General features: G+C 40.7%; 19 protein-coding genes and 11 pseudogenes. 19 read left to right on the forward strand and 11 right to left on the reverse strand.

Annotated features, from left to right (window positions below):
• Positions 1-364: 364 nt before the first annotated feature.
• Positions 365-574, forward strand: a pseudogene (locus VL20_RS28940) (helix-turn-helix domain-containing protein); the annotation flags it as partial.
• 202 nt (positions 575-776) lie between these two features.
• Here the strand turns inward: VL20_RS28940 and VL20_RS32805 are convergent.
• Together VL20_RS32805 and VL20_RS15190 are read right to left on the reverse strand one after the other, a co-directional pair.
• On the reverse strand, positions 777-989 hold the full coding sequence (locus VL20_RS32805; RefSeq protein ID WP_052275239.1) for a hypothetical protein: 213 nt from the start codon (positions 987-989) through the stop codon (positions 777-779).
• The gene (locus tag VL20_RS15190) at positions 964-1,797 is read right to left on the reverse strand and encodes a transposase (RefSeq protein ID WP_284525807.1); all 834 of its coding nucleotides are present in this window, start codon (positions 1,795-1,797) and stop codon (positions 964-966) included. The genes VL20_RS32805 and VL20_RS15190 overlap by 26 nt, the downstream gene beginning before the upstream one ends.
• Positions 1,798-2,177: 380 nt before the next feature.
• On the opposite strand from VL20_RS15190, the gene VL20_RS15195 reads away from it, so the two are divergent.
• Positions 2,178-2,567 (forward strand): reverse transcriptase/maturase family protein, encoded by a 390-nt coding sequence (locus tag VL20_RS15195; protein ID WP_284526175.1) that lies wholly within the window; start codon positions 2,178-2,180, stop codon positions 2,565-2,567.
• A gap of 6 nt (positions 2,568-2,573) precedes the next feature.
• Here the strand turns inward: VL20_RS15195 and VL20_RS15200 are convergent, their stop codons facing one another.
• Positions 2,574-3,728 (reverse strand): ISL3 family transposase, encoded by a 1,155-nt coding sequence (locus VL20_RS15200; RefSeq protein ID WP_052275466.1) that lies wholly within the window; start codon positions 3,726-3,728, stop codon positions 2,574-2,576.
• A 271-nt stretch (positions 3,729-3,999) separates the two neighbouring features.
• Between VL20_RS15200 and VL20_RS15205 the strand changes: the two genes are divergently transcribed.
• Positions 4,000-4,665, forward strand: coding sequence for a group II intron maturase-specific domain-containing protein (locus tag VL20_RS15205; RefSeq protein WP_284526176.1), 666 nt, complete (start codon positions 4,000-4,002; stop codon positions 4,663-4,665).
• Between the two features lie 109 nt (positions 4,666-4,774).
• A complete protein-coding gene (locus tag VL20_RS31780; protein ID WP_052276984.1) occupies positions 4,775-5,125 on the forward strand; it encodes a hypothetical protein in 351 nt (116 codons plus the stop codon).
• Positions 5,126-5,200: 75 nt separating this feature from the next.
• On the opposite strand, the pseudogene VL20_RS15215 reads toward VL20_RS31780, so the two are convergent.
• A pseudogene (locus tag VL20_RS15215) lies at positions 5,201-5,368 on the reverse strand (transposase); the annotation flags it as partial.
• A 168-nt stretch (positions 5,369-5,536) separates the two neighbouring features.
• On the opposite strand from VL20_RS15215, the pseudogene VL20_RS15220 reads away from it, so the two are divergent.
• From VL20_RS15220 to VL20_RS15235, 4 genes and pseudogenes are all read left to right on the forward strand, one after another.
• Positions 5,537-6,725, forward strand: a pseudogene (locus tag VL20_RS15220) (IS1634 family transposase); the annotation flags it as partial.
• Between the two features lie 136 nt (positions 6,726-6,861).
• Positions 6,862-7,387: pseudogene (locus VL20_RS28955) on the forward strand (IS1634 family transposase); the annotation flags it as partial.
• Positions 7,388-7,633: 246 nt separating this feature from the next.
• Positions 7,634-8,314: pseudogene (locus tag VL20_RS15230) on the forward strand (ISL3 family transposase); the annotation flags it as partial.
• Positions 8,315-8,834: 520 nt separating this feature from the next.
• Positions 8,835-9,347 (forward strand): dihem cytochrome c family protein, encoded by a 513-nt coding sequence (locus VL20_RS15235; RefSeq protein ID WP_052276987.1) that lies wholly within the window; start codon positions 8,835-8,837, stop codon positions 9,345-9,347.
• Between the two features lie 110 nt (positions 9,348-9,457).
• Here the strand turns inward: VL20_RS15235 and VL20_RS15240 are convergent, their stop codons facing one another.
• Positions 9,458-10,321, reverse strand: coding sequence for a helix-turn-helix domain-containing protein (locus tag VL20_RS15240; protein WP_052276988.1), 864 nt, complete (start codon positions 10,319-10,321; stop codon positions 9,458-9,460).
• A 264-nt stretch (positions 10,322-10,585) separates the two neighbouring features.
• Between VL20_RS15240 and VL20_RS28960 the strand changes: the two are divergent.
• The 3 genes and pseudogenes from VL20_RS28960 to VL20_RS15255 all read left to right on the forward strand — a co-directional run.
• A pseudogene (locus VL20_RS28960) lies at positions 10,586-11,049 on the forward strand (RNA-guided endonuclease TnpB family protein); the annotation flags it as partial.
• 133 nt (positions 11,050-11,182) lie between these two features.
• A pseudogene (locus VL20_RS32810) lies at positions 11,183-11,392 on the forward strand (hypothetical protein); the annotation flags it as partial.
• Between the two features lie 518 nt (positions 11,393-11,910).
• Positions 11,911-12,381 (forward strand): DUF4079 domain-containing protein, encoded by a 471-nt coding sequence (locus tag VL20_RS15255; RefSeq protein WP_002760891.1) that lies wholly within the window; start codon positions 11,911-11,913, stop codon positions 12,379-12,381.
• Positions 12,382-12,571: 190 nt separating this feature from the next.
• Here the strand turns inward: VL20_RS15255 and VL20_RS15260 are convergent, their stop codons facing one another.
• Positions 12,572-13,126: a hypothetical protein gene (locus VL20_RS15260; RefSeq protein WP_002788909.1), complete on the reverse strand. Its 555-nt coding sequence runs from the start codon at positions 13,124-13,126 to the stop codon at positions 12,572-12,574.
• Between the two features lie 274 nt (positions 13,127-13,400).
• Between VL20_RS15260 and VL20_RS15265 the strand changes: the two genes are divergently transcribed.
• The 4 genes and pseudogenes from VL20_RS15265 to VL20_RS28970 all read left to right on the forward strand — a co-directional run.
• On the forward strand, positions 13,401-14,555 hold the full coding sequence (locus VL20_RS15265) for an ISL3 family transposase (protein ID WP_052275466.1): 1,155 nt from the start codon (positions 13,401-13,403) through the stop codon (positions 14,553-14,555).
• Positions 14,556-14,727: 172 nt separating this feature from the next.
• Entirely contained in the window at positions 14,728-15,471 is a 744-nt protein-coding gene (locus tag VL20_RS32815) for a transposase (protein WP_284525808.1), read from the forward strand.
• A gap of 64 nt (positions 15,472-15,535) precedes the next feature.
• Entirely contained in the window at positions 15,536-15,748 is a 213-nt protein-coding gene (locus VL20_RS32820; RefSeq protein ID WP_052275239.1) for a hypothetical protein, read from the forward strand.
• A 178-nt stretch (positions 15,749-15,926) separates the two neighbouring features.
• A pseudogene (locus VL20_RS28970) lies at positions 15,927-16,632 on the forward strand (IS630 transposase-related protein); the annotation flags it as partial.
• A gap of 246 nt (positions 16,633-16,878) precedes the next feature.
• Here VL20_RS28970 and VL20_RS15285 read toward each other — a convergent pair.
• From VL20_RS15285 to VL20_RS15295, 3 pseudogenes are all read right to left on the reverse strand, one after another.
• Positions 16,879-18,539 (reverse strand): annotated as a pseudogene (locus VL20_RS15285) (IS1634 family transposase).
• 168 nt (positions 18,540-18,707) lie between these two features.
• Positions 18,708-19,187 (reverse strand): annotated as a pseudogene (locus VL20_RS15290) (ISL3-like element ISMae37 family transposase); the annotation flags it as partial.
• 213 nt (positions 19,188-19,400) lie between these two features.
• Positions 19,401-19,803 (reverse strand): annotated as a pseudogene (locus VL20_RS15295) (bluetail domain-containing putative surface protein); the annotation flags it as partial.
• On the opposite strand from VL20_RS15295, the gene VL20_RS15300 reads away from it, so the two are divergent.
• From VL20_RS15300 to VL20_RS15315, 4 genes are all read left to right on the forward strand, one after another.
• Positions 19,787-20,788, forward strand: a complete 1,002-nt coding sequence (locus VL20_RS15300) for a hypothetical protein (protein ID WP_284525810.1) — start codon at positions 19,787-19,789, stop codon at positions 20,786-20,788. The pseudogene VL20_RS15295 and the gene VL20_RS15300 overlap by 17 nt on opposite strands.
• 108 nt (positions 20,789-20,896) lie before the next feature.
• A complete protein-coding gene (locus VL20_RS15305) occupies positions 20,897-21,754 on the forward strand; it encodes an IS5 family transposase (RefSeq protein WP_052278013.1) in 858 nt (285 codons plus the stop codon).
• 264 nt (positions 21,755-22,018) lie between these two features.
• On the forward strand, positions 22,019-23,152 hold the full coding sequence (locus tag VL20_RS15310) for a CHAT domain-containing protein (RefSeq protein WP_284525811.1): 1,134 nt from the start codon (positions 22,019-22,021) through the stop codon (positions 23,150-23,152).
• On the forward strand, positions 23,142-23,474 hold the full coding sequence (locus VL20_RS15315; protein ID WP_052276991.1) for a hypothetical protein: 333 nt from the start codon (positions 23,142-23,144) through the stop codon (positions 23,472-23,474). The genes VL20_RS15310 and VL20_RS15315 overlap by 11 nt, the downstream gene beginning before the upstream one ends.
• Positions 23,475-23,566: 92 nt before the next feature.
• Here the strand turns inward: VL20_RS15315 and VL20_RS15320 are convergent, their stop codons facing one another.
• Together VL20_RS15320 and VL20_RS15325 are read right to left on the reverse strand one after the other, a co-directional pair.
• Positions 23,567-24,094, reverse strand: coding sequence for a hypothetical protein (locus VL20_RS15320; RefSeq protein ID WP_052276992.1), 528 nt, complete (start codon positions 24,092-24,094; stop codon positions 23,567-23,569).
• 5 nt (positions 24,095-24,099) lie between these two features.
• Positions 24,100-24,381, reverse strand: a complete 282-nt coding sequence (locus VL20_RS15325) for a hypothetical protein (protein ID WP_052276993.1) — start codon at positions 24,379-24,381, stop codon at positions 24,100-24,102.
• Positions 24,382-24,620: the final 239 nt, after the last annotated feature.

Below are 24,620 nucleotides of genomic sequence, written 5' to 3' on the forward strand. Positions count from 1 at the left end.
TTTTACGACGGCTTTTCCTGATTTTTGATGTAGCACTTAAGAACTTCCAGTGGCGCACCTCTCAGTTATCAGTTATCAGTTATCAGTTATCAGTGGGTAAGTTATCAGTTATCAGATGTGAGTTTTTAAGTGTGCAGTATTAAATAAGTAGTCGTGCAAAATTAATTTCCTAGTGAAGATAGGCAAGAGGCAAGAGACAAGAGGCAAGAGGCAAGAGGTGGTTAGATATGTGTAATTAATTTTGCTTAGGTACTTAGAAGTTTCCTACTGTCTTTTTACTGATTACTGATCACTGATTACTAACCGACTTGACATTATTAACAGACCTAGTTAAAATAAATACAGACACACACATATTAACCCAATGAAAGCGAGGTATCAATACCGTATTTACCCAACAGACCAACAAAAGAGGCTTTTGTCTCATTTGTTCGGGTGTGTGCGTGTTGTCTGGAACGATACCTTAGCTTACTGTCAAGAACTCTATCGACAAGGGGAGAAAAAGCCATAATATACTGAGTTATCTAAAAGACTAACTCAAGTCAAGAAAACAGAAGAAAAACAGTGGTTAACCTGACTGACGGACACATTTTTCAATACAAAGACAAGTACTGTTATGTGAAAGCCTCAAACTCCTGAATAAAAGAAAAGGTAATTTTGCCATAATAATCCTGACGAGCTTTGCGAGAAGCAAAACAGGGAAAAGGGTCAACAGAAAATAAGTGGTCAAGTCGCAAGAAGGGACGCGCCTTATGAACAACTCCCGCCAGCCAACGTCAACCAATTTTCAAATAACTCAAACCACGCCGAAAATGAGCATCAACCTGACGGCGAGAGCCAGATTGTTGAACCGCCATGCCAGTTAAAGTAGCAAAGAGAATAGAAATGGCAACAATGAGATAGAGACGTTCTAAACAAGCAGCAGAGCGAACACGAGAATGTTCCCAGTCAAAAACGCCCGATTTACTGCCCTTGAAAGAGATGTTCAATGGGAAAACGAAGACCATACTGCCAGAAGGTGTCAAGGGTAGGAGGTTCATCGCTCAGAATTGCCCAATTATCCTTAACCCCTGGAACAGAGGCTAAAGCAAGATGAGCAGTGATTCTAGCCTCCTGCCAGACTTGAACGTTGCGATCAAAGCAGGCTTGCCGTTTGGGAGGATAGAGTTCTCTGACCTCATAGCCAAAACCCCGACGGCGAACACCGTAAATGAGGGTATCGCAAGGTAAGCGAAGACACCAATGCCAAGTATTTTTCCTGAGCCATTGAATTAATTGCTGATTGGCAAAGCCTCGGTCGGCTAACAGCATGACATTCTCAAAGCCCTGAAGATAGCCTTTGGCTCTGTCCAACAAGGGTTCGTATTTCTCAAAAGCTAGGCTGGCACTACCATGTTCTAATCCCATCCACATCAAGGGGACGGCTCTCCCCCCGCAGACCACCGCTAGATAGACAAAGCAGTATTGATTCCACAACAGAGTGGTATCTATTGCTAGATACAGTCTTTCCCCCTTCTCCTTCCAAGTCTCGATGGCTTTCAATATTAAGGGGATGTATATCTTTTCCACCGCTACTCTTCCATTCTGGCAAAAGCGATTCCACCGTCTCTGATAACTATTGGCTTGTTCGGCTCTGCTTTGTACAAAGGGTTCCCATCTGGCTTGATTGAGACTTTGACTACTGAGTAGGGCTGTCACCATCCAACTGAGGACGGTTAAATGTCTTTTATCCACAAATCGGCTTCCTTGTTCTAGATAGGAATAAACTTGGGAGAAGATTCTGTTCTCGGTTTTCATCTTGTAGGGATTCTTGCTTTTTCCCTATCTACCCAGATATTTTTCTTTTTGGCAACCCTTGTCTTGTCAGGTTTTGACCCACTTGTGTCCGTCAGTCAGGGCAAAGTATGTTCTTGATGCAGATATAGCTAGGGTTTGCTGAATAAATCTAAAAACCTTGTTGGGTAAGACTTTTAGACTTTTTGTCAATCAAAAAGTACCAGGTATGGGAGTGATCAGGGGGAAAATTCAGGTACTTTTTCCCTAAAAATTAGGTAATTGGCCACCTCAAAACCGGTAAAATCCCACACCCCACACCCCACACCCCACACCCTGCCCCCACCGAAAAACTTTTTCAGCAGACCCTAGCTAAATGCTTTGACCGCATTGACCATCAAAAACTGTTAGAAAAACTTAACACCTACCCAACCATGAGGAAACAAATCAAATCATGGTTAAAAGCAGGAGTCATAGACGACAAACAGTTATTCCCAACCTCAGAAGGTACACCGCAAGGCGGAGTGTTATCGCCATTATTGGCAAATATAGCACTTCATGGGTTAGAGGAATTGGTTATGAATCTAGCACCCTCATTTGACATGAAACGCAAAGACGGGACACAAATGAGTGTTAGAGACAAAATAAAATCAGTGACCTTAATCCGATATGCAGACGATTTTGTGGTACTACATGAAAACCTAGGGGTTATTCTCCTAATCAAAAAGGAAATAGAGGGATGGTTACAAAACATCGGACTTGAGTTAAAGGCTCTTCTGGTTTTCGTGTGTTAATTTTTGTTATGAATTAAAGCAAGCAAACAGCTTAAGTCGAAGATGTTCAAAATTGGTAAATCCATAACTCATTCTTTTAATAAGCTTTATTTTGGTATTCATTCCCTCAATTAATCCGTTGGTTGTCTGATTTTCAAAGTAATTACAAATACCTGGCAAATGCTTCTGGATCATCCTGGCACTACTTTCATATAATATCCCGCCTATTCTTATCCATTTTTCCAATTTTCTCTCAGCACCTCTGAACGTTCTACTACTTTGATAAATTTGTCTAATTTCTTCTTTCATTTCCCAGGCTATTCCTAAGCATGGATGTTCTTTCAGAATAACTTCTAGTTGTTGTTTTTGCTCGTCCTTTAAGTCCTCTTTATTCTTCCATAATAAATGAGGTAATCCTTTTTCATGCACCCCCATTAACTTTCTCAATTTATTAAGCTCGTCATTGATGATAGCCATTACATGAAAACGGTCATAGATGATTTTAGCATTGGGAAATAATTCCTTGATCACTGCTGTAAATCCTGACCACATATCGACGCTCACTTCTTTCACTTTCTCCCGAACTGCGTCTGGCTGTGCTTTTAAGGCTTCCATTAATTCTTCTTGCTTATGTCCTTTAATCACATCTAGTAAAATTTTCTTGTCCATATCTACGACCGTTGTGATGAAATCTTTATGTCCTTTTAAGTTACTAAATTCATCTAAGCTTATTCGTTCTGGTGCTTCCCACTCTTCCTTTTCTAGTTCTTTAGCACAGTGATTAAATATTAACTCAACTTCTGACCATCCTAACCCTTCTTCTCGACTTATTTCTTCGATGCTACAATTTTTTACTCTCTCATAAATCATCGATTCATAGCGAATTGTATGATGCTGTCTTAATCTCATAAAACTCAGTCTTTCGCTGATATACTTTTGGCACTTTTGACAATGAAACTGACGGCGTGGTACTTCTAAATATACTGGATTACCTAATATTGACAAGTCTCTGACTAGATTATACTCTGTCTGATTGATTCTGTCTAAGGTTTGATGGCAATTCGGACATTCAATTGTTTCATTTAAAAGAGCAAGCTTTAGGAAAATTGTCTGAGCAATTTTTTGATAATTGACCACTGTTACATTTGGTAAATCGAGGAGTTGATCAAAATTTATCCACATAACCCACCTCCTGTTCTGTGTTACTATTATACCATGCTCACACAGAACCTAGAAGAGCCAGTTAAAACCAAGTAAAACAAGAATAGCCCACACACTGAGAGAACATGAAAGCGAACAAGCTGGATTCGACTTTCTAGGGTTTAATATAAGACAATTTCCCGTCGGTAAATACACCTCGGGAAAAGTCAGAGGTAATCTGCTTGGTTTCAAAACAATAATAACCCCTAACAAAGAGAGTCAAATAAGACACTATAGAGAACTTAAACGCATCATAAACACCAGCAAGGGAGTCAACCAAGCTGAACTCATTAAAAGGTTAAACCCTGTAATAAGAGGATGGTGCAATTACTTCTCAACAGTGGTTAGTCAGAAAATCTTTGAAAGATTAACCCACATCCTAGGGCATAAACTCATCAAATGGGGGATAAAACGCCATCGAAACAAAGGAAGAAAGTGGATTTCTAAAAGACACTTTCACACAATAGGTGGCAATAACTGGGCTTTCACAACCAGAGAAGAAAATAATCCTCTAAGGTTGTACGAACATAGAGAAACGGAAATCCGACGCTATGTGAAGGTCAAAGGGAACGCCTCACCCTACGATGGAAACCTAGTTTATTGGAGTTCAAGAATGGGGACTCATCCCGAAATGCCAACAGAAATTTCAAAACTGTTGAAAAAGCAAAAAGGGAAATGTACTCACTGTGGACACTTCTTAAGAGATGGGGATTTAATGGAGATAGACCACATCACCCCTAAATCACTAGGGGGGAATAACAGTTACAATAACCTCCAACTTCTTCATCGACATTGCCATGATGAAAAGACAGCCAATGATGGCAGTCTAGGCAACAAATCTGACTGCAATAGTGTCAAGCCAGAACCGCCCATACCAGATAATTACATCTGGGTAAAGGATATGTTGGTAATGACGTAGGAATGACAAACCCCGTGTAGTTGAGGAGCGGAATGACGAGAAATTGTCACGTTCCGTTTTGTAGAGCAGTAGGAGAGGCGACTCTCGGCTCTTCGGTTTGTGTTATGCAATGGACGGGAGTTATAAGGGATGGAACCCTTATATAGAAAGGCATTTAGCGATTTTTGTTAATTGTTTTTTTCTAGAGAGAACTAATCAATTAAGTCTCTTGCCAGATAAGGATTTAGTCGATTTATGCCCCCCTATCGAACCATACCAAGTAACGAAGAACCCGACTCTCTTACTGACTTTAATTATCAAGGTCGCCGGTGGGCAATCGGAGACCTTAAAAAACGGACGGGTCGGACAGCATAAGACTTCTGTTAAAGAAGCAGCGTCCTGTGAAGCGTCAACCCAGCCGAAGATCATTCAATTAAGCTTGTTTGATCTGCCGGTCATCACCGTCCGGCCCCGGCGGTGAGGATGTCAAGCCACTTTTCTGATCGGCTTCTGGCAAAAGTCAAAAAGTATAGTTATTTCAAATAAGAACGAGACACTAGGCGACACAATAAGTACGAATAATTTCATCAAGGGGTGTCCCCACAGGAGCATACATTCTTGCCCTCTTTAATGCACTAAAATCATGTTCGATATCATTTAAATCAGGAGAGTATTTTGGCAAAAACACGACCTGATGACCTGCTTCCTCTACCAGTTGTTTAATCCCACATTCCGCACCCTCAACTGTCACATAAGCTGTCCCCCTCCAGAGACTTGAGTAAAAATACTTATCTGGTGAAGGTTTTCTCGGTGGCCGTTAGGGGGATATTGAGACCCCTAATTATGAAAAAATAGGAATTGTTGGAAAACTTAGGCAGTGGGCTGTTCGACCATGAATCAATCAACAGAAATTGAAGTCAAAAATCTAGACCATCTGGGATTAGTAGCCGGAATTATCGATGAAATAGGAATCGTTGAAATTATCAACGAACAAGTCTCAATTGAGCGAGGAGAAATTGTCACAGCGGGGCAAGTCGTGAAAGCAATTATCCTGAACGGATTGGGATTTGTCTCCCGGGCCTTGTATTTATTTCCTCAATTTTTTGAAGATAAAGCAACCGAACATCTGCTGGGAGAAGGCATCGAAGCAAAACACCTGAATGATGATAAAATTGGTCGAGTGATGGACAAACTTTATCAACTGGATGTTTCGGGGATTTTCCTACTCATTAGTTTAGCAGCCGTGAAAAAATTTGGTGTAGCAACCGAGAACTCCCATTTAGATTCGACTTCTCTATCAGTAGAAGGAGAATATAACAAGGAATACCCAACAGTAGAAATCCTGAAATCAGGAGCAGTGGGAGAAGAAATTGAAACCAGACAACAGCCAATAAAAATTACCCACGGATACTCCCGCGACCGACGACCTGACTTAAAACAATTTATGATTGACTTAATCGTAAGTGGGGATGGAGATGTACCTTTATTCCTGAAAGTAGGGGACGGAAATGAAGCAGACAAAGCGGTTTTTGGTCAAATCGCCCGAGAATTTCAAAAACAAGTTGACTTTGACAGTTTAATAGTCGGCGATAGCGCCCTCTATAGCAAAGAGAATTTAAAACTAATGAAAGAAATGCGTTGGTTGTCTCGAGTCGCCTTCAGCATTAAAGAGGCTCAAGAGTTAGTCGATAGCATCTCAGAAAAAGAGTTAACCGATGCAGAAATACCGGGTTATTCCTGGCGGGAAACAAGCTCTAACTATGGGGGAATAGAACAAAGATGGTTGCTAGTTGAAAGTCAAGCTAGACAAGAATCAGACTTGAAAAAATTAGAGAAAAAAATCGAGCAGGAAAAGAATTCTGCCCAAGAAAAAATCCGGCAACTATCCCGAAGAGAATTTGAGAATAGAGCGGTGGCGTTGGCGATAGCCAAAGGATTATCTGACTCCTTAAAATATCATCAGTTAACGGAGATTAAAGTCAATCTCATTCCGCCTGAGACGAGAGCAGTCAAAACTCAAATCAAAAGACGATTTGGGAGCATCTCACCTTTGCAATGAGCATAAATACTTAGTAGAAAAATAGGCTTTTCGAGGGTAATTCTTGTTTTAATTCTCCATGTACGCGGTCTTTAAAAGCCTCTATTTCGTTCCAAGACACGATTAAGAGTGGCTTTTAGGCTAAGTATAATTACTCATCGCGTAAGTGAGATGCTCCCGACGATTTACCCTCTCAAAGCTATCAAGTTCAAGCCGAATTAGAGTTGAATTTGCCAGCGATTGAGAGGCTAAAGAAACGAGCAGGACGATTCATTTTAGCAACTAACGATTTGGAGAAAAAACGATTAAGCAGTGAGGATATACTCAAAAAATATAAGGGGCAACAAGCTCCAGAAAGAGGATTTTCTTTTCTCAAAGACCCCGGCTTTTTTGCCCACAGTGTCTTTCTCAAATCTCCCCATAGAATCGAGGTCATGGCCCTGCTCACGTTGCTCGTGCCTGTTGGTTTATACTATTGGCCAAAGACAACTTCGCCTGAATTTAAAACAGCAGGAGACGGGACTGAAAAATCAGTTGGGTAAGTTAACTGACCGACCAACATTACGCTGGATATTTCAGAACTTTCAAGGGATTCATCTCCTACGTATTCAAGACAATCAAAAGATTAGCAACTTAACGGATGAGAGGCGCAACATTTTGAGATTTTTTCCCAAACCTTGCCAGGAATATTATCTCTTATCTTGACCAGATGGATTGACTTCCAGGGGTGACAAAACAAAGCGAGCAACTGGAACATCTCCCCCTAGATGTTAAGTCTGATTGCCTAGTCATTCTCAATAAGCACTGTTTATTGCGAATGACTGGGGGAACCCTGGAATTTTCGGCTTAGTTGCCGGCAGCTTGCCGCCAACTCACTCCTCTAGATAAGTATTTTGACTCAGGCATCTTCCTCTTTTGAGACGTTGTGACACTTAGGGTGCGGAATGTGGGTTAAAAGGACATAAAGATTTCATCACAACGGTCGTAGATATGGACAAGAAAATTTTACTAGATGTGATTAAAGGACATAAGCAAGAAGAATTAATGGAAGCCTTAAAAGCACAGCCAGACGCAGTTCGGGAGAAAGTGAAAGAAGTGAGCGTCGATATGTGGTCAGGATTTACAGCAGTGATCAAGGAATTATTTCCCAATGCTAAAATCATCTATGACCGTTTTCATGTAATGGCTATCATCAATGACGAGCTTAATAAATTGAGAAAGTTAATGGGGGTGCATGAAAAAGGATTACCTCATTTATTATGGAAGAATAAAGAGGACTTAAAGGACGAGCAAAAACAACAACTAGAAGTTATTCTGAAAGAACATCCATGCTTAGGAATAGCCTGGGAAATGAAAGAAGAAATTAGACAAATTTATCAAAGTAGTAGAACGTTCAGAGGTGCTGAGAGAAAATTGGAAAAATGGATAAGAATAGGCGGGATATTATATGAAAGTAGTGCCAGGATGATCCAGAAGCATTTGCCAGGTATTTGTAATTACTTTGAAAATCAGACAACCAACGGATTAATTGAGGGAATGAATACCAAAATAAAGCTTATTAAAAGAATGAGTTATGGATTTACCAATTTTGAACATCTTCGACTTAAGCTGTTTGCTTGCTTTAATTCATAACAAAAATTAACACACGAAAACCAGAAGAGCCGATCGGGCAGGTAATTAATTTTGCATGACTACTTATAAGTAGCTGGTTATAATTAAATTAAAAATGGATTTTGCCTCTGATCCCCCCTTAGTCCCCCCTTGATAAGGGGGGTGCCGATCCCCCCTTAGTCCCCCCTTGATAAGGGGGGCATCTGATAATTTTTAACGCCTACCTACTTAATTTTTGCTTAGGAAACCGTGAAATACCTATCAAGCAAGACTTTTAGGGCTATTTTGACGTTCGGCGATGCTCAGTCGAGCCGCGGAAAAAACTAGAAAATATCAGTATAGACCTCGTTTCCACACATAAACCAGAAGAACCCAAATACTGATGGGCAGTCAGGAGTTTAAACTTGTGGAGAGACTGTCAGACTCGTTGGGATTCGTCTCAAAAAGCAGGTTTCTGTGAAGCAAGAATCTCCCATCACACAGCTTGGCATTGTGATGGCGAGAGTGTCAAAATTGTGTTCAATTACTCGTCATCCCAGTCATGCCTTCCAGCGGTCAAGTGAAATCGATTTTTTTTCTGATCCTCTTTCTCCTCAGTATTCTAGGGGGTATTCTACTGGCTTCGCTACTTCAACAACCAGCGATCGCCCAATCCCCTGCCTCGGATACAGTGCTGAATCGTTATCAAATTGGAGAGCAAACCTATCTAGAAAATTGTGCCACTTGCCATATTGCCATTGCTCCCAGCATCCTACCGAGTCAAACTTGGAAAAAAATCCTAGAAAATCCTAATTCTCACTATGGTATCCGTTTAAAACCAATTGTTGGCATTACTCAGCGTCTTATCTGGGATTATCTCAGTTATTCTTCCCGCCCTCTTACCCAGACTACTTTTGTTCCCCTCCTAATTGAACAGTCCACCTATGTAAAGGTTTTGCATCCTAGGGTCAATTTACCCACTCCTCTCGGTCATACCACCTGTGTCAGCTGTCATCCTAACGCTTCCCGCTACGATTATCAGACCCTTACCCCCATCTGGGATGATGCAGCCTAATCAGTGATCAGTTATCAGTTATCAGTTATCAGTTATCAGTGATCAGTTTTCAGTTTTCAGTTATCAGTTTTGAGATGTGAGTTTTTAGTTCACTGATTACTGTTTACTGTTTACTGATCACTGAGAGGGGGTGCAGTTAGGGTGATTTCGCCAATTTGGCCAGCTTTACCCATTAATTGGGCAGGTTTTTGGTTAAGAGAGATTTTAACACCGCCAGCATTGCCCGATCGAATATTTAAACTCTTTTGGGCTGTCCAAGTTTGTTTAGTCCCGGGTTGGAGATTGCCTTCATGGACTTTTTTGCCATCGGCAATTACCCTTACCCAAGCGGCCTGTTCAATAGTTACCTGGGCTGAGAGGGGAACTTTTGGCTGAGGAGAAGGGGAGGGAGAGCCTACCAGTGCAGGAGAGACTACTGGTGCGGGGGAACCCACGGGGGAAGGAGAGGGAGTAACGGCAGGGGGGTTAGAGAGAGGGGGACGGAGGAAAAGATAGCCAATACCACAAAATATGCCCGCCAGCAAGCCTAGCCAGAGATACATCCCGAAAAAGGTTGATTTAGCCAGTTGGGGGCTAGTTTCCAGGGCTGGTTTTTCTGGTTTCACCGGTTCCACTTTTGGGGCAGCGGGTTCAGCCTTGGGGAGAGGGGTAGCTTTTGTGGGCAGTTTTTTCGGAATAGTTACCTCTTGAGCTAATTGTTCCGCACTAGGAGACAAGCGATCGGCTAAAGCTTTACCATCAATTTTTAGAGCATCACCGTAGCGTTTGATAAATCCCTTGACATAAATTAATTCTGGTAATTTCTCCCAATTCCCCGTTTCCAACGCTTCTAGCATTGGTACTCTAATCATCGTCAGGGCGGCGATATCGTCTATGCTCAGGCAGCTTTCTTCCCGTTTTTGACGTAAATAAGTCCCGATTTCCTTGATTTGTTCGGCTTGTAGGGGACTGAGTTGACTCATAATTCCAGTCATAATCTATACCAACTTAGATGATAATCTCGATTTTGTTATTTTGGGATAATCTGTTCTCTAGAAGCTCCTTTCACCTTGTCATCATTACCGGCGAAAAGGTTCCAAAAACCAGCAAAAATCAGCAATACTTGCAAAAGTTAAGTTTTTTATCTCAAATGTCGGGGTTTCACCCCGACCAATATAAAAGAGCGAAGCACGACTAAAATCTTGACAATCTCTGCTGTATAGGTTAACTTAAAATAAGTTGTTTGAGGTCGATAAACAATGATTATCTTAGAAATGAAAGCAGTGGTCAAACCAAGTCAGTCTTCTGCCATAGATGAAGCTATTCGTACAGTACAATTCATCAGAAACAAAGCATTAAGACTTTGGATGGATGCCAAGAGAGAAGACAAAATCGATAAATATTCTCTCAATAAATATTGTGCAGTTCTCGCCCAACAGTTCAAGTTTGTCGATACTCTAAATTCTACGGCTAGACAAGCATCGGCAGAACGGGACTGGTCAGCTATTGCTCGTTTCTATGACAATTGTCAGAAAAAAATAAAAGGGAAAAAAGGTTATCCCAAGTTTCAGAAAAATAATCGTTCTGTGGAATATAAAAACTGTGGCGGTCAACTATCGGAGGATAGAAAAAAATTACTTTCACAGATAAGAAAAATCTTGGCACGGTTAAACTGAAAGGAACTAGAGACTTAAACTTTTACCCTATAGACCAAATTAAACGAGTTAGGAGGCTCTTCTGGTTTCTGTGTGGAAACTAGGTCTATACTGATAGAATATCCGCAAAATAGTCCTAAAAGTCTTTCCCAGTAAACATTTCACGATTCCATAAGCAAAAATTATCACACAAAGTCGAGAAGAGCCGTTAGGATTGTTAAACGAGCAGACGGTTACTATGTCCAATTCTGCCTTAGCGTTGATATTCGGGAATAGGCAAAACCCTTAGAACCGACTAAAAGATGTGTAGGATTGGATGTAGGCTTAAAAGTTTTCTACGCTAATAGTGATGGGGAAACGGTAGAAATACCGCAATACTATCGCCAAGCGGAAAAAAGATTAAACCGTTTGACCCCCCCTTGCCCCCCCGACGTCGGTTGGGGGGGGGGGAGAGATTCCCTCTGGCGAATGTTGGATACTTCCTGTCAGATTAGGGAAACTCTATGAACCAAGAATCCCTCGCTTTTAGTGACGGGAGTGTCAATAAGAAGCGATCTTTGTTGACATCCTCGCCGCACTTTTAGGGCGGCGATTCCTAAACCTCACGATTTAAGTTTCTGCTTCCACCACCGTCGCATACCACAGTTAAAAAACCATGTACTGTCTTACACAGAGTCCACAGACTTTCGCCCCATTTCAGAAGCCCGATTCCCTGTGTCCCACGGTACGTTGACCGCCTATAGCTTCTTGTACTTGTTGCGCGCGACTTTTTACCCGGCCAAGCTTTTCTGGTCGGAACCCCCTAAGCCGAGTTTTCAAGGTGCTGCGCCGTCCACTTGGTTTTCGAGACTGGCCTTTTAATTCTAACGTAAAGCCGCCGTTCTACGGCGGGGTTTCAGACCCAAAATTTCCGATGAGAACAGACAACTATGAACTTCGAGATTCCCAGTGCCGTAAAAACTTGGTCACAATTTGGCCATCCCATTCTCATGTGGGTTTTATTAGGATTAACTATCTATGCCCTCTATTCGGGGCTACAATGGCGACGGACGCGTACAGCAGATAAAGACCTAAAAAAAGAATTATTGCCCAAGGATTTTCGCACTAAACACTATCAAATTGGCTCCCTAATCCTCGCTTTAATGGTATTGGGGACGATCGGGGGTATGGCGGTGACTTATATTAATAACGGTAAATTATTTGTCGGTCCCCATCTGCTGGCGGGTTTAGGGATGGTGGGTTTAATCTCGATCAGTGCCGCTTTAGTACCTTTAATGCAAAAAGGCAATGAATTGGCCAGAATCACCCATATTACCCTTAATGCCGTCATTTTAGGTCTTTTTGGCTGGCAAGCCTTCACGGGAATGGATATAGTCCAGCGTATTCTCAGCAAAATGTAAGAAACTTTGAAAATATAGGATGCGTCATCAGACGCATCCAACCCTAAAAAGTGCTTTCAAAGTTAATCACAAGTTATAGAATCTTTCTCACGGGTAGAAACAAAAAGCAAAAAATCAGATAAAGAGATATAGCGTTTCTCATAAAGATGAAGTGTAACCTAATGTAGTCGTGCAAAATAAAATGAGATGACTATTCAGGAGAAGACAAGTCGGGGAAAATCTGGCTGGCAATGGCTGCACTCCGGCGAATTTGTTCAATTTCGGAAAGATTTTGCCAATTTTCGGTTTCGATAGTCGTTTCGCTCTGGCCATTACGCATAGTATAGGCGTAGGGACGAGCAAAAACCTGTAAATCTTCTGGAGACCATTGGGGAAAGAGATCGCTAAGACAAACAACAAGGCGCTCAAGGTTGTCTAATTGACTATCAACTAGATTTTCAGCGCTTTCTACTAGACGATTTAAATGTTCGGCCGGCAATAAAGAGGCAAATTTATCAAAGATATTAGACCGGGGTGAAACGGAAACTGTCGGGAATTTTTGGTGTAAACTGTTAAAGAATCTATCAGCTTGTGCTTCGATCGCCGTCGCTTCTAGTCCTTCACACAGAGAAAAGGGTGTTTCTGTCAGGTCTAAGGGATCATGACTCTCAACAGCGGTTACATCCCAAGGATAGGTGACTTCTTCTTCGATCAGGATTGCCAGAAGTTCCTCAGTAATCTGTTCGGATAGGGATAAATGGCTCATAAATAACACTCCATATATTAGCCTTTGTGGTGTTCAATGAGTAACTACATCTCGGTTTTGACAATTTCCGAAGCTACAAACAGACTTCTGGTGCAAGTCAGGCAAGAGGCACTGTTGCCATAGGAGCAATAATTAACCCTTGCATATCATTATTGATTATAGTCATTTCAAATAAGTGTGAGACGAGGGAAAAATAAGGTAAAATAAAGGGAAACGGCTCTTCTAGGTTCTGTGTGAGCATGGTATAATAGTAACACAGAACAGGAGGTGGGTTATGTGGATAAATTTTGATCAACTCCTCGATTTACCAAATGTAACAGTGGTCAATTATCAAAAAATTGCTCAGACAATTTTCCTAAAGCTTGCTCTTTTAAATGAAACAATTGAATGTCCGAATTGCCATCAAACCTTAGACAGAATCAATCAGACAGAGTATAATCTAGTCAGAGACTTGTCAATATTAGGTAATCCAGTATATTTAGAAGTACCACGCCGTCAGTTTCATTGTCAAAAGTGCCAAAAGTATATCAGCGAAAGACTGAGTTTTATGAGATTAAGACAGCATCATACAATTCGCTATGAATCGATGATTTATGAGAGAGTAAAAAATTGTAGCATCGAAGAAATAAGTCGAGAAGAAGGGTTAGGATGGTCAGAAGTTGAGTTAATATTTAATCACTGTGCTAAAGAACTAGAAAAGGAAGAGTGGGAAGCACCAGAACGAATAAGCTTAGATGAATTTAGTAACTTAAAAGGACATAAAGATTTCATCACAACGGTCGTAGATATGGACAAGAAAATTTTACTAGATGTGATTAAAGGACATAAGCAAGAAGAATTAATGGAAGCCTTAAAAGCACAGCCAGACGCAGTTCGGGAGAAAGTGAAAGAAGTGAGCGTCGATATGTGGTCAGGATTTACAGCAGTGATCAAGGAATTATTTCCCAATGCTAAAATCATCTATGACCGTTTTCATGTAATGGCTATCATCAATGACGAGCTTAATAAATTGAGAAAGTTAATGGGGGTGCATGAAAAAGGATTACCTCATTTATTATGGAAGAATAAAGAGGACTTAAAGGACGAGCAAAAACAACAACTAGAAGTTATTCTGAAAGAACATCCATGCTTAGGAATAGCCTGGGAAATGAAAGAAGAAATTAGACAAATTTATCAAAGTAGTAGAACGTTCAGAGGTGCTGAGAGAAAATTGGAAAAATGGATAAGAATAGGCGGGATATTATATGAAAGTAGTGCCAGGATGATCCAGAAGCATTTGCCAGGTATTTGTAATTACTTTGAAAATCAGACAACCAACGGATTAATTGAGGGAATGAATACCAAAATAAAGCTTATTAAAAGAATGAGTTATGGATTTACCAATTTTGAACATCTTCGACTTAAGCTGTTTGCTTGCTTTAATTCATAACAAAAATTAACACACGAAAACCAGAAGAGCCGGGAAACGAGCAACCCATACAGAAAAATGTCTTATAGCCTAGCTGACTGACGGACACAAGTGGGTCAAAACCTGACAAGACAAGGGTTGCCAAAAAGAAAAATATCTGGGTAGATAGGGAAAAAGCAAGAATCCCTACAAGATGAAAACCGAGAACAGAATCTTCTCCCAAGTTTATTCCTATCTAGAACAAGGAAGCCGATTTGTGGATAAAAGACATTTAACCGTCCTCAGTTGGATGGTGACAGCCCTACTCAGTAGTCAAAGTCTCAATCAAGCCAGATGGGAACCCTTTGTACAAAGCAGAGCCGAACAAGCCAATAGTTATCAGAGACGGTGGAATCGCTTTTGCCAGAATGGAAGAGTAGCGGTGGAAAAGATATACATCCCCTTAATATTGAAAGCCATCGAGACTTGGAAGGAGAAGGGGGAAAGACTGTATCTAGCAATAGATACCACTCTGTTGTGGAATCAATACTGCTTTGTCTATCTAGCGGTGGTCTGCGGGGGGAGAGCCGTCCCCTTGATGTGGATGGGATTAGAACATGGTAGTGCCAGCCTAGCTTTTGAGAAATACGAACCCTTGTTGGACAGAGCCAAAGGCTATCTTCAGGGCTTTGAGAATGTCATGCTGTTAGCCGACCGAGGCTTTGCCAATCAGCAATTAATTCAATGGCTCAGGAAAAATACTTGGCATTGGTGTCTTCGCTTACCTTGCGATACCCTCATTTACGGTGTTCGCCGTCGGGGTTTTGGCTATGAGGTCAGAGAACTCTATCCTCCCAAACGGCAAGCCTGCTTTGATCGCAACGTTCAAGTCTGGCAGGAGGCTAGAATCACTGCTCATCTTGCTTTAGCCTCTGTTCCAGGGGTTAAGGATAATTAGGCAATTCTGAGCGATGAACCTCCTACCCTTGACACCTTCTGGCAGTATGGTCTTCGTTTTCCCATTGAACATCTCTTTCAAGGGCAGTAAATCGGGCGTTTTTGACTGGGAACATTCTCGTGTTCGCTCTGCTGCTTGTTTAGAACGTCTCTATCTCATTGTTGCCATTTCTATTCTCTTTGCTACTTTAACTGGCATGGCGGTTCAACAATCTGGCTCTCGCCGTCAGGTTGATGCTCATTTTCGGCGTGGTTTGAGTTATTTGAAAATTGGTTGACGTTGGCTGGCGGGAGTTGTTCATAAGGCGCGTCCCTTCTTGCGACTTGACCACTTATTTTCTGTTGACCCTTTTCCCTGTTTTGCTTCTCGCAAAGCTCGTCAGGATTATTATGGCAAAATTACCTTTTCTTTTATTCAGGAGTTTGAGGCTTTCACATAACAGTACTTGTCTTTGTATTGAAAAATGTGTCCGTCAGTCAGATAGCCTAGACTTGAGAAAAAAAGTAATCGATTATGTAGAGAATGGGGGAAGCATAACCAAAGCCGCCGCTCTATTTAATATAGGAAGAGCGACGATATATAGATGGCTAGGTAGGGAAAAACTGGAAGCAACAAAGGTAAAACACCGTCAGAGAAAGCTGGACTGGAAAGCACTGTCAAAAGATGTCCAAGAAAATCCCCAGGCAAGATTAAGAGACAGAGCCGAGAAGTTTGGAGTGAGACCAAGTGCCATTTGCTATGCCTTAAAAAAAATGAAAGTTACCAGAAAAAAGAAGGGAATTCGTTATAGAGAAAGAAACCGAGAAGAAAGAATGAAATACTACAGAGTGCTGAGAGAATTGATTAAAATATATGGAAGTGAAAGCCTTGTATTTATTGATGAGTCAGGGTTTGAAGAATTTCAAGCCTGTTTTTATGCTTGGTCAAAAAAAGGGAAGAAAGTCTTTGGAGATAGACAAGGAAAACGAGGAAAAAGAGAGAACCTTGTCGCTGGTAGAAGAAAGGGAAAAAAAGACTTTATTGCACCGATGGTATTTACGAGAAGCCTGAATGCCGAAGGTTTTGAAGGGTGGTTATCTTTATATTTGTTGCCCTCTCGCGCCCATAACATCAGTATTAATTATGGATAATGCACCAATTCATCGGAAGACAGTCATTAAACCCACATTCCGCACCCTAAGTGTCACAACGTCTCAAAAGAGGAAGATGCCTGAGTCAAAATACTTATCTAGAGGAGTGAGTTGGCGGCAAGCTGCCGGCAACTAAGCCGAAAATTCCAGGGTTCCCCCAGTCATTCGCAATAAACAGTGCTTATTGAGAATGACTAGGCAATCAGACTTAACATCTAGGGGGAGATGTTCCAGTTGCTCGCTTTGTTTTGTCACCCCTGGAAGTCAATCCATCTGGTCAAGATAAGAGATAATATTCCTGGCAAGGTTTGGGAAAAAATCTCAAAATGTTGCGCCTCTCATCCGTTAAGTTGCTAATCTTTTGATTGTCTTGAATACGTAGGAGATGAATCCCTTGAAAGTTCTGAAATATCCAGCGTAATGTTGGTCGGTCAGTTAACTTACCCAACTGATTTTTCAGTCCCGTCTCCTGCTGTTTTAAATTCAGGCGAAGTTGTCTTTGGCCAATAGTATAAACCAACAGGCACGAGCAACGTGAGCAGGGCCATGACCTCGATTCTATGGGGAGATTTGAGAAAGACACTGTGGGCAAAAAAGCCGGGGTCTTTGAGAAAAGAAAATCCTCTTTCTGGAGCTTGTTGCCCCTTATATTTTTTGAGTATATCCTCACTGCTTAATCGTTTTTTCTCCAAATCGTTAGTTGCTAAAATGAATCGTCCTGCTCGTTTCTTTAGCCTCTCAATCGCTGGCAAATTCAACTCTAATTCGGCTTGAACTTGATAGCTTTGAGAGGGTAAATCGTCTTTTGATTTGAGTTTTGACTGCTCTCGTCTCAGGCGGAATGAGATTGACTTTAATCTCCGTTAACTGATGATATTTTAAGGAGTCAGATAATCCTTTGGCTATCGCCAACGCCACCGCTCTATTCTCAAATTCTCTTCGGGATAGTTGCCGGATTTTTTCTTGGGCAGAATTCTTTTCCTGCTCGATTTTTTTCTCTAATTTTTTCAAGTCTGATTCTTGTCTAGCTTGACTTTCAACTAGCAACCATCTTTGTTCTATTCCCCCATAGTTAGAGCTTGTTTCCCGCCAGGAATAACCCGGTATTTCTGCATCGGTTAACTCTTTTTCTGAGATGCTATCGACTAACTCTTGAGCCTCTTTAATGCTGAAGGGGACTCGAGACAACCAACGCATTTCTTTCATTAGTTTTAAATTCTCTTTGCTATAGAGGGCGCTATCGCCGACTATTAAACTGTCAAAGTCAACTTGTTTTTGAAATTCTCGGGCGATTTGACCAAAAACCGCTTTGTCTGCTTCATTTCCGTCCCCTACTTTCAGGAATAAAGGTACATCTCCATCCCCACTTACGATTAAGTCAATCATAAATTGTTTTAAGTCAGGTCTTCGGTCGCGGGAGTATCCGTAGGTAATTTTTATTGGCTGTTGTCTGGTTTCAATTTCTTCTCCCACTGCTCCTGATTTCAGGATTTCTACTGTTGGGTATTCCTTGTTATATTCTCCTTCTACTGATAGAGAAGTCGAATCTAAATGGGAGTTCTCGGTTGCTACACCAAATTTTTTCACGGCTGCTAAACTAATGAGTAGGAAAATCCCCGAAACATCCAGTTGATAAAGTTTGTCCATCACTCGAACAATTTTATCATCATTCAGGTGTTTTGCTTCGATGCCTTCTCCCAGCAGATGTTCGGTTGCTTTATCTTCAAAAAATTGAGGAAATAAATACAAGGCCCGGGAGACAAATCCCAATCCGTTCAGGATAATTGCTTTCACGACTTGCCCCGCTGTGACAATTTCTCCTCGCTCAATTGAGACTTGTTCGTTGATAATTTCAACGATTCCTATTTCATCGATAATTCCGGCTACTAATCCCAGATGGTCTAGATTTTTGACTTCAATTTCTGTTGATTGATTCATGGTCGAACAGCCCACTGCCTAAGTTTTCCAACAATTCCTATTTTTTCATAATTAGGGGTCTCAATATCCCCCTAACGGCCACCGAGAAAACCTTCACCAGATAAGTATTTTTACTCAAGTCTCTGGAGGGGGACAGCTTATGTGACAGTTGAGGGTGCGGAATGTGGGTTTTAAGTTACTAAATTCATCTAAGCTTATTCGTTCTGGTGCTTCCCACTCTTCCTTTTCTAGTTCTTTAGCACAGTGATTAAATATTAACTCAACTTCTGACCATCCTAACCCTTCTTCTCGACTTATTTCTTCGATGCTACAATTTTTTACTCTCTCATAAATCATCGATTCATAGCGAATTGTATGATGCTGTCTTAATCTCATAAAACTCAGTCTTTCGCTGATATACTTTTGGCACTTTTGACAATGAAACTGACGGCGTGGTACTTCTAAATATACTGGATTACCTAATATTGACAAGTCTCTGACTAGATTATACTCTGTCTGATTGATTCTGTCTAAGGTTTGATGGCAATTCGGACATTCAATTGTTTCATTTAAAAGAGCAAGCTTTAGGAAAATTGTCTGAGCAATTTTTTGATAATTGACCACTGTTACATTTGGTAAATCGAGGAGTTGATCAAAATTTATCCACATAACCCACCTCCTGTTCTGTGTTACTATTATACCATGCTCACACAGAACCTAGAAGAGCCCCCGATCGAGCTAAAACCCTTACGGGGCAATGATCGTCATGTGTAAATAATTTTGCCTAGGTACTTAACACAAAGTCGAGAAGAGCCTCTTAACTTTTTTTGTATCAAAATTACTTCAACGGGAGCATTAAAAGGGGAGAATTACCCCATCAATCTAGACAAAGAAACTATTGACTGGAATAGGGCCGAGCGCCGGTAAACTACCCGTTAACCCGGTGAGATTAATCACCAAATCATTAGCACTTTGGAAACCCCCCGTACCGTCGTTCATAATTAGGTAAGTGGTAGTAGTATTAGCAACCCGCACTAAAGCAGCACTGTTCATCCCGATAGCTTGATTTCCGGCTGTTGCGCCATTAGCATCGGTAAAGACATTAGTAACAATGGTGTTAATGTTGGTCGTGGTGCTATTTGTTGCCCGGGTAAAAGCGAGAGGGGCATTAATTGCCGCACCAAATTGACAAGGCATTACCCGTGCCATTAAGATTACCAGTACCAGTGAGGACGAGATTTTCCACGTTGTCAGGAAGGGTATAGGAAATGGAAACTCGCAGTGAAACACCTCGTGAAACTTGGCTGCAACCGATTGTCGCTCTTCTGGGAGAAGGGGAATTCGCCGAGGCTTATGCTTTGGCTGCATACTTTCCTAACACTCGTAACAGACAACTCGTACAACTTGCTGCATTGCTGGGACAAAATAAGTTTAGTGAAGCTGATACTCTCTTAAAGAAATTTGCTGCTGAAACTCAAAGCCTTGTAGCTGAATTTGCAACTATTCTGAACCAAGTCGATTTGGACCTCCTTGAGACAGCTTATCAAGCTATTAAGGATCAATATTTCGAGTTGGCTGATTTCTGTATTCAATTTCAACTGCTCACTCATCCAGAAACAAGCTTATCAGTAATCCGTGAGGGACTAAGGCTAAGAAAAACTGAATTTGTTCAAGACATAAACTCATATGTAAAGGGGGAACCGACGATTAAGGTTCCACCCGGCAAATTGGCAGGTGGAGAAGCGGATTTAAACAGAAAATATATCGGCAACCCGGGTTATTTTAACTCGAATAAAGGGAGTATTAACGAGCGTGGGGAGTTTATTCGGCTGCCTTGCTCTGTGCCTTGCTCTGAGCAGCCTAAACCCCTTCCGTCGTCTAATAGCGTAACAATTCAACGCCACACTCGAATCGAATTCCCATCAGAATGTGTTCTTGAGCAAAAAGCTGAGTTAAAGATTCAGCTAACTCAAGAGATTCCAAAATTTACTCGTGTTCTAGAAAAAATTTGGCTTACAGTAGGACTTAATACTAAGCAAGTTAAACTAAATGTCAAGGTTACTGCTCCAGCATTTGCCATAAGACCTTATCAGCAGCAGTTGACTGTTCCAGTTAAAGGCGATTCCAACGAAGTGATTTTTACCCTTGTTCCTCTTGAAAGAGGTGAGCAAGTTATTGAGATTGAGTTTTTCAGAGGAGCAACAAGAGTTGGGTATGTAATCGTTCAAACTAACGTAACTTTCTACTCGTATAATAGACCTCTTGCATAATTTTTTTATGGTATAATATAAGGTTTTGCTTTTTTCTCAATTCTTAGATTGAAGTGGAAAAAAGAATAAAATGTGATCTTAGGTCAGGAAATCATCTATAATTTTGCTATGTTTATTAGCAAAATTATGGATTATCAAAACTTATCAGATGAACAATTCAAACGCCGTTTCGGTGTGTATAAACCAACATATAGAAAGATGGTAGAATCAGTAAAAAGTGTTGAAGCCGACTCTAATTCACCATCTAAAAGGGGACCGAAACCTAAACTATCTATAGAAGAACAAGTTTTAGTAACGTTAGAATATTGGCGAGAATATAGAACATATTTTCACATTGGTACAAGCTGGGAACTATCAGAATCAACTATATGTCGGATTGTAAATAAGACGGAAAAAATGCTTTTACAATCGGGAAACTTCCGTTTAAAAGGAAAAAAAGCTTTACTCAATCAAGCAGAGATACCGGTCGTAACGGTAATGGATGTAACGGAAACTCCCATTGAACGCCCCAAAAAGAAACAGAAAGATTTTTTGGGGGGTAAAAGAGGTTATCATACTTTAAAATCCCAATTAGTAGCTGATCAAAATACCGAGGAAATTATCTGTGTCTTTTGTGGGAAAGGTAGAGGTCATGATTTTAGTTTATTTAAAAAAAGTCGAGTTCGTTTTCATCCTTTAACTACCAGCATAGAAGACAGTGGTTATCAGGGAATAGCTGCATACCATAGTAATAGTTATACACCGAAAAAGAAATCGAAAAATAGAAAATTAACAGAGTTAGAAAAAGAGTATAACAAGGCTTTAGCCAAAGAAAGGATTATCATTGAACCTATAAATAGGAAACTCAAAATCTTTAAAATCTTATCCTGTAAATATCGGAATCGTCGTCGAAGATATAGTTTAAGAGTTAACTTGTTGGCGGCTATTTATAACTGTGAGTTAGGGATAGGTATAGCAGCTTCTTAAAAGTTGCCTAAAGATTAATCAAGTCAAGGAGAATTTATTCTCAATTATAAAAATTGAGATAGTTTGTGCTGCTTAAATAAAGAGGTTTTGATAACCAAATTAAAGCATATCTAAAGAGTTTTGAGTTAAAAGTTAAACTTCAAGTTTTCATTCAGGACTAATGTACTGGTTAACTAATTTTTTGGGGAAAATTAGTTAACCCATCATTATAACATATAATTAATTTGCAAGAGTTCTAATAAAATATCGCCAAAAGTTTTATCAATGGAAGACCCAATTGATGGTCTCAAAAACTTAGAAAGTATGACGGTTAATCCCGATAAACATACACTTAATGTTACGTGGATTGAGAGAGAAAGTAAATTACTCTATACTATCTTCCCAGCGAATCGATTAGGCGAGTGGGAGAAAACAATTCCTAATATTCAGCAACAAATTGAAGATGATTTGCGAAGTTTGAATGCTTTCCTGACAGAAGTAGTTCAACAAGGAAACCCCTCTGATGAGCGTTGGGAGAGTATCTGTTTCAATCTTCAGAGTGTTGGCGCTAACTTGTTCGAGATGTTAATTCCCTCTGAAGTAGCAAAAAAAGTGCGAGATTGGAAGATTGGTTCTCCTGTCATTATCTCCACTAATGAACAGTGGATTCCTTGGGAATTAATGTACGACGGCGAAGATTTTTGGGGAAAGAAGTTTATTATTGCTCGCTCTCCTCGCCTCAGCGATAGTCAAGATTTACCAGATAAAAATAGACCTGAAAGTAAGGGAAAAAGACAAATCAAGCGGATTGTCAATATTGTCGGTGGAGATGTACCTTCCTCGGAAGCAGAGCGAGCTACCCATCTATTCTCTAATCTTCTCCCCCCGGAAGCGGTACAATTGTTAGCTAAACAGCCAATTTCGTCCCTTGTAAAAGCTATTCCAGGCACAGATGCGCTTCATTTTACCTGTCACGGACATTTAGAACCGCACCTACTCCAAATTGCTGGCGATAAAAACAAAACCCGAATTGAAAACTTGCTCCCTGAAACCATTCTAAGGCTACCCCTTGAGCCAGGTAGTCTTGTGTTTGCTAACGCCTGTGCTTCAACCGTTCCCGTGTTAACCTTTGGAAAATTTAGCAGTTTTGGCTGGAAATTTTATCAGCGTGGTGCAGATGCTTTCATTGGAACTTTAGGAGCCGTACCAGTGAAATATGCCTTCAACTTTGCCGAAATTGTTTACCGTGAATTATTCAACCCAGATGAGAAAATTACTATCGGACAGGCTGTAGCCAAAGCCAAAGAAGTTGCAGCCAATGAGAGAAACTTATTTTGGCTACTGTATTGTATTTATGGCGATCCAGATTTCTCGATTGTGCAGCAAAAAAATTCCAAGGAGGAAGACCATGCCAATTAAAGTATATGCCACAGCCGTCGATCCAGCTTCAGTTAGTAGCTTACAAACTGAGGATGAGGAAATCCTGACTACTTTGGGGCCACAAGAGGAAACCATCGCAGTTCAGTTGCAAGAACTCTTTGAATCTGTCATGGAAGCTCTTTCTAGTAAGGTGGATGTAGAAAGTCAGTTGACTGTTGAAATTAATGGTTCAGTCAGCCTAAAGGCGAAGGGAGAACTCAAATATCTGTTTTTCAACATTGGAGCAGAAACAGCCAATACAAACACGATGAAAGTTACCCTATCTACAACTTTGCAGCCAAAAATACAGAAAACGAAGTAAATGTCCACCATCAAAACAAAAAGCCAGAGGTCGGTATCTGGTCTCTCAAAGAAAACGGGTTTCTCAAAGAGTTTCTCAAAGAAAACCGTTTTCTAGATATTGATTTTTGCCAAAGACTGCTTAAATTCTGCGAGAGAATTAGCGGTAGCTGCTAATTTTAGTAGCTCTTCTAAGATAGTAGGGTTAGTCATTTTGCCGATTATCTCTTCAATTTCTGAAGAAATCTGTCCAAAGCGCACGGTTAAAACTGTTTTTATGTCATCGCGGCTTTTTTCTAACGCTCCAATTTCCTTACCAATTTCCTTACCAATTTCCTTGCCTATTTCCTTACCAATTTCCTTACCAATTTCCTTGCCTATTTCCTTACCGCGTTCGATTCCTCGTAACTCCATATTACTTACTAAAGGCATGGTTCTTTCCTCCTCAAATTGTTTAATTTTACTCTCTAAACTTGACTGCAATTTAGGGGATAAAGTCATCATATTGTCGATGATTTCAAACAGTTTAATTATCTGTTCCCTCTTAAACTCCTTTTCATATAATCCCCTGATTAACTTCCACTTCCACTGTTCCCGTTCTGGCAGCTTCCCAGTAGTCGCTTTTGTTTTCAGGTGTGCCATGACTATTATAGCAAAGGGATTGCTACTTGTTTCCAATTAGTCACTGATAACTGATAACTGATAACTGATAACTGATAACTGATAACTGAATAGAGTTTGTCAGCGAAACGTTTTTTTGTCTTTGCTGAAGCGGTAATCCGTTTGAGTTCTTTTTCTAGGGATTCGGGAATTTGTGTCCAATCAATTAGTTGGTGAACTTCAGGAAAAAAGAAGTATAAAAACGCTTCAAAATACTCGGTTAATGCTTCTTTCCAGGGTTCATCATAATTGGCGGTTGGTTGTTTCATAGCAAGTCGCTACCAATTGGAAAGTTAGGCACTCATCTAAATCTATTATTTCCCATAAATATCATCAATGCTACTTGTAGTCACAAAACTTCCCATTAGAGCAACCTACATCTACATCTTTGTCCTGTAGGGGCGAAGCATTCGGATAAAAAATCTACGGTTTCACCGATAGGTTATTGCCCGAATGCTTCGCCCGTACTTTTTGCCGCAAACCCCTAGATAGAGTCCTATAGCAGCGG

Source organism: Microcystis panniformis FACHB-1757 (assembly GCF_001264245.1).
GTDB classification, from domain to species: domain Bacteria; phylum Cyanobacteriota; class Cyanobacteriia; order Cyanobacteriales; family Microcystaceae; genus Microcystis; species Microcystis panniformis.